The sequence below is a fragment of the Mycobacterium uberis genome (assembly GCF_003408705.1).
GTDB lineage: Bacteria > Actinomycetota > Actinomycetes > Mycobacteriales > Mycobacteriaceae > Mycobacterium > Mycobacterium uberis.
Window position 1 is genome coordinate 1 of sequence record NZ_QAYL01000049.1, and the last position, 8,233, is coordinate 8,233.

The 8,233-nt window shown below is 52.2% G+C and carries 6 protein-coding genes and 1 pseudogene; 6 read left to right on the forward strand and 1 reads right to left on the reverse strand.

Translation table 11 applies throughout. The annotated features are described in order from the left end of the window. Positions 1–158 precede the first annotated feature (158 nt). A complete protein-coding gene (locus MUBE_RS18695; RefSeq protein ID WP_243633096.1) occupies positions 159–347 on the reverse strand; it encodes a hypothetical protein in 189 nt (62 codons plus the stop codon). A gap of 1,862 nt (positions 348–2,209) precedes the next feature. Between MUBE_RS18695 and MUBE_RS15285 the strand changes: the two genes are divergently transcribed. The 6 genes and pseudogenes from MUBE_RS15285 (at position 2,210) to MUBE_RS14555 (ending at position 8,066) form a co-directional block, all read left to right on the forward strand. After that, positions 2,210–2,449: a hypothetical protein gene (locus MUBE_RS15285; RefSeq protein WP_133297138.1), complete on the forward strand. Its 240-nt coding sequence runs from the start codon at positions 2,210–2,212 to the stop codon at positions 2,447–2,449. A 107-nt stretch (positions 2,450–2,556) separates the two neighbouring features. Beyond that, the gene (gene guaA, locus MUBE_RS14530) at positions 2,557–4,134 is read left to right on the forward strand and encodes a glutamine-hydrolyzing GMP synthase (RefSeq protein ID WP_116541075.1); all 1,578 of its coding nucleotides are present in this window, start codon (positions 2,557–2,559) and stop codon (positions 4,132–4,134) included. A 39-nt stretch (positions 4,135–4,173) separates the two neighbouring features. Beyond that, positions 4,174–4,740 (forward strand): annotated as a pseudogene (locus tag MUBE_RS18700) (class I SAM-dependent methyltransferase); the annotation flags it as partial. Between the two features lie 1,040 nt (positions 4,741–5,780). Beyond that, a complete protein-coding gene (locus tag MUBE_RS14545; protein WP_116541079.1) occupies positions 5,781–6,986 on the forward strand; it encodes an EspA/EspE family type VII secretion system effector in 1,206 nt (401 codons plus the stop codon). A 77-nt stretch (positions 6,987–7,063) separates the two neighbouring features. Further along, positions 7,064–7,375 (forward strand): ESX-1 secretion-associated protein, encoded by a 312-nt coding sequence (locus MUBE_RS14550; RefSeq protein WP_116541077.1) that lies wholly within the window; start codon positions 7,064–7,066, stop codon positions 7,373–7,375. Positions 7,376–7,478: 103 nt separating this feature from the next. Further along, positions 7,479–8,066 carry a secretion protein EspD gene (locus MUBE_RS14555; protein ID WP_424399109.1) on the forward strand — a complete coding sequence of 196 codons (588 nt, stop codon included), beginning with the start codon at positions 7,479–7,481 and terminating at the stop codon, positions 8,064–8,066. Positions 8,067–8,233 lie beyond the last annotated feature (167 nt).

Consider the following 8,233-nt stretch of genomic DNA (forward strand, 5'->3'; position numbering starts at 1 on the left):
CACCAAACCGACAATTACTCAACGAATTCCCAGCACACAAAACTAGGAATATACTTTTCAAGTGTGATATGCTATATAGCAAGTCGACACTCGTCGATCAATACCCGGTATGCTTCGGAGTGCGACAGCTATTGGTAACCCCGGTTACCAATACGCGATTACTCGTCGGATCTTCCTGCCAGTTGATGTGCCTGTCTTTGGTACGGTATAAGCCAGCCCACGACAATCGCTGCGATCAGCACGATGCCCACGCATGTCGGCACGCTTACCTGTAGACTATCCAGGAATGCATGGTTGACAGTGGCGCGGATATGGCCGGCTTGTTCCTCGGGAATCTGATAGATCACTTTGTATGACAATGACATTGAGCTTTGCATTGCCTTAGCTAGCAGCCTGTTTAGTGTAGATTCCGAGCCAAGACGGCCGGAGTACACCGATGCAAAGATGCTGCCGCCGATGTTTACGCTCAGCGTTCCTCTGAGTTAGCGTGTGGTGTCGTTGACTCCCAAATCGACTCCGGACTTGTTGGCGGATAGGGATCTCACGATCGATTCAGTGTCCGGAGCTATGGTCAGGCCGAAGCCGTCTCCGAGCAACAAGCATTTGCATGGCTATCTGACTATAAGAGCGTGGCTTCATCCACCATAGACGCCCACGTCAGGTCAGTGGCAAACACGGTTAGGCTGGCGTTGACGATGGTGGTGTTGCCAGCCCGATCGACGATCCTTGGAATCCCAGATTCTTGTTAGCGCGATCAATCCGACGATCGAAAGCAGTCGCACCCTGATCTTAAAGCCGTTGTAGTATTTGATGAATTGAAAGTACGGGGTTATGAAGAAGATGCATCCGAGCAATGTCGAAAAGTCAGTGATTACTGCTCGACTGGCCGTCGGAAAATCGGTGGTTGAAGAACATTGATATGTCCAGCATAGGATAGATGTTGCGTCGCTTCTACAGCACGAACCCTACTAGAACTTTTACTGCCAAGGTAAATTCTTTTCTCGACCCGAGGGCTGGTCCATCCCGAACTGGATGCCTCGATTGGTGTATAGGGTAATTCGCTGTTTCCGATCGCGCACAGGGCTAAGCTAGGGATGTCGACATGCAGAAGCTGCCGGGTCGCGCGAGGATGGAACGAATAGGGTTCCGCAGATGATGGCCAATACTTCGGTTAGTATGTTCACCTAGAAAATTGCTCTAAGCCAGAAATTTTAGAGTAGCCAGCTACGGCTGATCGGCATCACCATTATCCCGATGTCCACTATGGCCGCACATAGTCTGATCGCTTTGGCGCGCGGTACCGAGTTGGTAAAGATGTTGGTGATCAGTCCTAATGGGGCCGGGAAAAATTATTGCCGTGCCCAAGCTCATGGCAGTGCGCAGCACTATCAGCGTATCCGCCGAATTGATCTGCGCTGCAATGTCAGAAATGATCGCGAATACTGCAAGCCCGGAGCTTTAGTCAATCCTTCCTGCCGTAGCAGTCGTTAAGGAATCCAGCCAAGAGTAGCAGGCCAGGCATGACTAGTGGGTAGGCGTCGATGGTCCACTGCAGTTGTGCGGTGTCAGGCACCGAGCTGACGCGACAGAGTGGGCAGTACGACGTTGACGATGGTAGCGTCGAGGCTGATGACAAATACGTCAAGGCCTATGACGGTAGGCGCAAGGGCTCGGACGATTCCGAAAGATTGGAAAAACCAGTTTAGCAAGAGTTTAGCAAGTATGATAATACGTTAAAATTATAAGACAAACATAGATTTAATAGTAGAAAAAGATTTCTTGTATTGATAGTACAATACTGTGTCGAATAAAAGGATTTACAATCAGAACTGTTCCGATCGCGCGCCGGCTTGACATTTTTGGCCAGCGATGGACATTTTTATTTTGTGCGGACTGATCGGTGGACCGCGCCGTTAAGGTGATTTGTACGTCGAGCTGCCCTGTATCGCAACTACCCTGCTCGCTGAGTAACTGAGAGAACTGCAAGAAGCTGGGCTCGTAGACCGTTCCGATTTACCGGCACCGATTGGGCGTACTTTCTGCACTCTCAGCGATATTGGCTGTTAGCAGGTGCTTCTCATCTTGGGCAGCGTTGCGTGGTTTGGCCTGGATCGGCTGGGCCTCCTTGACAGTGGCCCAGTGTTGTCACTAAACGGTTTTTACCGGAATATTGCTGGATTGCAACTCGGCCAACGCAGTCGGTTCGGATATGACATACCACGTCGAGATCGACGGCTGCCCTTTTGAGTTTGCCGTAACTCAAGGCCGTCTCGTTAGATCTCGCAGTGAACCTTCGGTGGAGGTCACCGTCAGTACTGCAGCCTTTGTCCCCGCCCGCTTCGGGGAGCCGAAGTCGGGCGCAGGGCTGCCCTGTGGGGCATTAACTTCACCGGCGACCGCGAATGCCATCGACGCACTGCGCGCCGCGTTTTCACTCTCGGTGGGCTGATACCGAGGGGAAGTAACAGGTAGCTATCGGTGTGAGCCGATTGCGAGGCAGTCCTGTGTGTTGTTACTTGCATCGGGAGCTGTTGCCAGCCTCTAGACTGACTATTCGTGTCCGACTCTGCTGACCTCGATCAGGTCGATCCTTCGGGTCGTTCCGTATTGGTGGTCGACTTCGGTGCGCAGTATGCACAGCTGATTGCTCGCCGGGTTCGAGAAGCACGTGTTTTTTCCGAGGTAATTCCGCACACCGCTTCGATCGAGGAGATTACCGCCCGTGATCCGCTGGCGATTGTGCTTTCCGGTGGACCGGCTAGTGTTTACACTGAAGGTGCTCCCCAGCTTGATCCGGCGCTGTTCGACCTTGGTTTGCCAGTGTTCGGAATCTGCTACGGATTTCAGGCTATGGCGCAGGCACTCGGCGGGACTGTCGCCCGTACCGGTACCAGCGAATATGGCCGGATGGAGCTGAAAGTCCTTGGCGGTGATCTGCATTCAGGCTTGCCTGATGTTCAGCTGGTCTGGATGAGCCACGGTGACGCGGTTACGGTTGCGCCGGACGGATTCGATGTGGTGGCTAGTAGCGCAGGTTCCCCGATAGCCGCTTTCGAGAACTCAGATCGGCGTCTGGCTGGAGTGCAGTATCACCCAGAGGTGATGCACACTCCGCACGGGCAGCAAATACTCAGTCGGTTCCTGCACGATTTCGCTGGACTCGACGCGGATTGGACGACTGCCAATATCGTCGGAGTGCTGGTCGAACAGGTACGTGCTCAGATCGGCAACGGCTATGCGATCTGCGGACTGTCCGGCGGTGTGGATTCGGCGGTGGCCGCGGCGCTGGTGCAACGCGCCATCGGAGACCGGTTGGCCTGTGTCTTTGTCGATCATGGTCTGCTGCGCGAGGGTGAGCGTGCACAGGTGCAACGTGATTTTGTCGCCGCCACCGGAGCCAACCTGGTCACCGTCGACGCAGCTGAAGCCTTCCTTCAGGCACTGTCGGGTGTTACCAGCCCCGAGGGCAAGCGTAAAATCATTGGCCGTCAGTTTATTCGGGTATTCGAGGATGTAGTACGGGATGTGTCGGGGGACAAACCTGTTGAGTTCTTGGTCCAGGGCACACTGTATCCGGATGTGGTGGAGTCTGGCGGGGGCAGCGGCACCGCGAACATCAAGAGTCACCACAATGTCGGTGGTTTGCCCAACGACTTGAAATTCAAGCTCGTCGAGCCGCTGCGGCTGCTGTTCAAAGACGAGGTGCGCGCGGTCGGTCGACAGTTGAGCCTTCCTGAGGAAATCGTTGCACGTCAACCATTTCCGGGTCCTGGCCTGGGAATCCGGATCGTCGGGGAGGTGACTGCCGCGCGGCTGGACACGCTGCGGCGAGCCGACTTGATCGTGCGTGAGGAGCTGACCGCGGTGGGTCTGGACCACCAGATCTGGCAATGCCCGGTAGTGCTACTGGCCGACGTCCGCTCGGTCGGTGTGCAAGGAGACAGCCGCAGCTACGGATACCCGATCGTACTGCGGCCGGTATCCAGCGAGGACGCCATGACTGCTGATTGGACCAGGGTGCCCTATGAAGTGCTGGAGTGCATCTCGACGCGCATCACTAATGAGGTAGTTGAGGTTAACCGCGTGGTGCTGGACATCACCAGTAAACCACCCGGTACCATTGAATGGGAATAGCGGTCACCGGATTGATCCTGTCTGGCACCGTAGCCTAGGTTGTGCAAACAGGAGTCATCAACGCCCGAACTCCTAACGGACGACTTAACTCCGCACTTCGACAACGTGCAGGCACATTACGATTTCTTGCCGACTTCTTCCAGCTGTTTCTTGACCCAACCCAGACGTATAGTTATGCATATTTCGAAAGCGACGACATGACGGTTGGAAGAAGATCAGATTGCCAAGATCGATCTCGTGCTAGGCAAGCTTGAGTTACAACCAGACATGACGCTTCTCGACGTTGACTGAGGCTGGAGTTGCCCTAATGATTGCGCACAGCTTACGCTTGCGATGTTAATGCTGTGGATTTTGCGCTGAGCCGCAACCAGGTTAAATCACATCAGGCAATCGATCGCAAAGTCCGAAAATTCCTGCTTCAAGTTGAGTTTTGCTGCAGGGCTGGGAGCAGTGCGATGAGCCCGTCGACCGTATCGTCAGCACCGGCGTCTTCAAGCATTTTGGGCATGAGCGCTACGACGCGTTTTTCACGATGTCGCCGACGGGACCATGCTGCTGTATAGTTTTGCCGGGTTGTATCCCGAAGAAATCGTCGAACGAGGCCTAATCGTGCGGGGCATGTGATCTTCTGACGATCACTCTGCCCTCAACTCTCACAATGGTGGACCAAATAAATAAAAAAACGGGCACAGATCTACCTAGTCTGGAACGGACTATGTCACCGCTACCGCTCCGATTCACCGACCGTGAGCCATGGTAGGGCATACGAGCTTGACAACTTTTGGTTATGAACCGGTAGCGAACGTCTATTGGACGACAGGCGTCACGTTCAGGCATCGTCGTCACTGACGCGCAGGACTCAACGCCTGAGAAGGGAGAACCGTTGGTATGATCGGATTTAAAGATCCGGAGCAAGGGGTGGGGCGAGGGGTCATTACTAGTGAATCGAGTTGGTCGATATGCCTCCCTGCAAGTAATGCGCGGTGAATCTCTATGATCAGGCCTGTCAGCCAAAAATTCGATTAAATTTTATTGAGCTCTAAAGCCGGTAATGGCAATCCAGTCCACATTGTCAGGATTTGATGGTGTATATTTGGGACTCGATAAAGCTCGAAATTATTCAATACACTATAAAATAATTCACTACTAAAGTAGTTTAGTGTTAAGAATTTATTGTGTTGTGCATATATTTATATATATTCATATATATAAATTGTAGTGGTTACGCTATCTTTAATAGAGACGGAACTCGAAATTGATGACTGATTCTAAACTTAAATATGGTTATAGTTAATGGAAGTTTTTAACTGTATGTTTTAGTATTTTAAAGATTTTGTTTAGTGATAGCTTTATTTAGTGATATATTAAAAATTTCTTAAAAAATTTCAACGATATCTCTAAAAATTATTAAAGATTTTCTTAAAATTAAAAATATTTTCTTAGAGATATCAATGACAGAACATGATTGCGATATGACCCAACAACGTCTATTATTGTAATATGATTTCTTAACACTTTGTGAAATATGGTTGATATCTGCTGAGCGTGGCAGTCTTAGGGCATAATCCCTAAATCTGGCCTGTAACAATGCAGGACAACGAAATATGTCCGTAAATCGCCGACTGTATAGGATTTAGGTGGCAGGCATGAGCGCAGCGTTCATCATCGATCCAACGATAAGTTCCATTGAGGGTTTACGTGCCCTTTTGGGAATTGGAGTACCCAACGACGGGGGCATACTTTACTCTTCGCTATCGTTTTTCGAAAAAGCTCTCGAGGATCTGGCATCTGCGTTTCCTGGTGACAGTTGGCTGGGTTCTGCTGCGGATAAATATGCAGGCAAAAACCACAACCACGTGAATTTTTTCCAGGAGCTGGCGGATCTGGATCGTGATCTCATAAGTCTGATCCATGACGAGGCCGGCGCGATCCAGACGGCACGCGACGTTCTGGAAGGTGCGATCTGGACACTCAAATCCGTGCGTTCGGTGGCTGTGGACATGACCTACATTCCTGTTGTTGGGTATGCCATGTCAGCTGCTTTCCAGGCACAGGTCTGCGCAGCCGCCATGGCCGCAGTGGGCGGCGGGCTTGCTTACTTGCTTGTAAAGGCGGCGATCAACACAGCTAAGTTTGTGGCCTTACTGGCTCGATTGGCGAAGTTGTTGGCGGCCGCCGTTGCGGACACCGTTGCGGACATTTCGGGTGTGGTGAACATAGTCAAGGTTATTTTGGAAGAAGTGGGGCATTTCATAACGGGTGCGCTAGCGGGCCTGAAGAACCTTTGGGACAAACTCGCCGGGTGGATCTCCAGACTGATTTCTGGACTGTTCTCGCATTGGTTGTCGAGCCTGCACTCTTTGTTTGGGGGCATCCCTGGCTTGAGTAGCGCGACCAGCGGCCTGTCCCAGGTGACTGGCTTGTTCAGCGCGGCAGGTTTATCCGGTTCGTCTGGATTGACTAGTGCGGAAAGCTTAGCGAGCTCAGCCGACTTGCCTAGCCTGGTCGGCATTGCGGGCGGTTCTGGCCTTGCCGGCTTGCCGCAAGTGGCTCAGTTGCATGTTGCCTCTGTTCGGCAGGGGCTGCGTCCCCGAGGTGATGGTCCGGCCGAGACCTCTGCGGAGCAACTCGGCAGGAAGCCAGAGCCGGTTTCCGCACAAGGCCCCCAAGGCATGGGTGGCTCCCAAGGCATGGGCAGTATGTGCCCCTCTTCGGCGAAATCGAAAGATGCGACAACGAAGACGAAGAAGTACTCGGAAGGTGCAGCGGCGGGTACGGACGATGCGGAGCGCGCACCAGTCGAAGTTGAATCAGGCGGTGGTACACGGGTGGTGATGCAACACGTCGTCTAAAACCTAATTAGCGAGTTAAGGTCATTGCTAAACTAGTGTTTTAGCAAGCGTAGTGTTAGATGGAAGGGATACGATAAATGATAGATAAATTGACAGTTCAACCTGAACTCCTGGATGTCCTGGCGTTGCGCCATGAAAATGTGGCGGCCCTTACCTCCTCGGGAATCGATGTTGCCGCTGGATTAGGTAAATCAGTGGAGACCACTCATGGTTCGTACTGCTCGCAGTTCAACAATACGTTGAAAATGTATGAGAATACCCGGAACGCTCTTGGCTCATCCTTGCATGCGGCCAGTGTCTGTCTCGCTAAGAGTTTGCGAGCCGCAGGGAACACATATCATGAGACCGATGAGACATGCGGTAAGAACATCAGCTCGGTGTTTGGTTGACTAGGGTTGTTGCGCGAGATGTTAGGTCACAACGCCTTTCCAACGGGTGCCTGCTCGGATTAATCTACGCTTGCTGTCCAGGTCGACTTTATCCTGTGTGGCAATCAATTTCAGAAGGAATGCTGTGGTAGTCTTACCTGGAAATAGCTTTGACAGCGATGATTTCGATACTCAGGATCCTTGGGGTGCCGATGGCTCGGCACACTGGACTATGGACCCGATTGTTGGCTTCGCATCAGCGGGGACCCCGAACAGCGGAACTAACGTAGACAACACCCACGGTCAGGGCGAGAAGGATGACGAACAAGAAGCACCAGAGATCGCAATTTTCACGGTGACGAATCCCCCACGTACTGTTTCGGTATCGGTGTTAATGGATGGCCGGGTCGACCATGTCGAGCTCTCGAAGAGAGTGACGTGGATGAGTGAATCACAAGTCGCATCTGAGATCTTGGTAATCGCTGACTTGGCGCGACAGAAGGCTCAGTCAGCTCAATACACTTTCATCCTTGACAAAATGAGTCGACTGGCTAATGGAGATGAACATCGTATCGCACTGTTAGGCGAATCTGTGGGTAATGTCTGGGGTTTACCATCGCCGGAACAAGTCGCAGCGGCAGAAGCTGGAGTGTTCGCAACCCGTTACAGCGACGATTGCCCAGCACAAGACGCAGAAAGCGATCAATGGTGAACTGATCCATTTTGATGTGTCCGGAGACTCTGGGCCGCCCCGGGTTTCGCGGAATCGCGGTTGCCTGCTTTCATGCCCACTTGGCCTAAGGTTTTTGAACGCTATCGGGGTCAGCATGTTGGACAAAATTGACATTTGAGTTTCGTCAAATCGAGTGTTGTGTTTAT

Bases quoted from the DNA above. Each gene is read 5' to 3' on its own strand.
- MUBE_RS15285 (WP_133297138.1), top strand. From the start codon at position 2,210: ATGACATACCACGTCGAGATCGACGGCTGCCCTTTTGAGTTTGCCGTA.
- MUBE_RS14545 (WP_116541079.1), top strand. From the start codon at position 5,781: ATGAGCGCAGCGTTCATCATCGATCCAACGATAAGTTCCATTGAGGGT.
- MUBE_RS14550 (WP_116541077.1), top strand. From the start codon at position 7,064: ATGATAGATAAATTGACAGTTCAACCTGAACTCCTGGATGTCCTGGCG.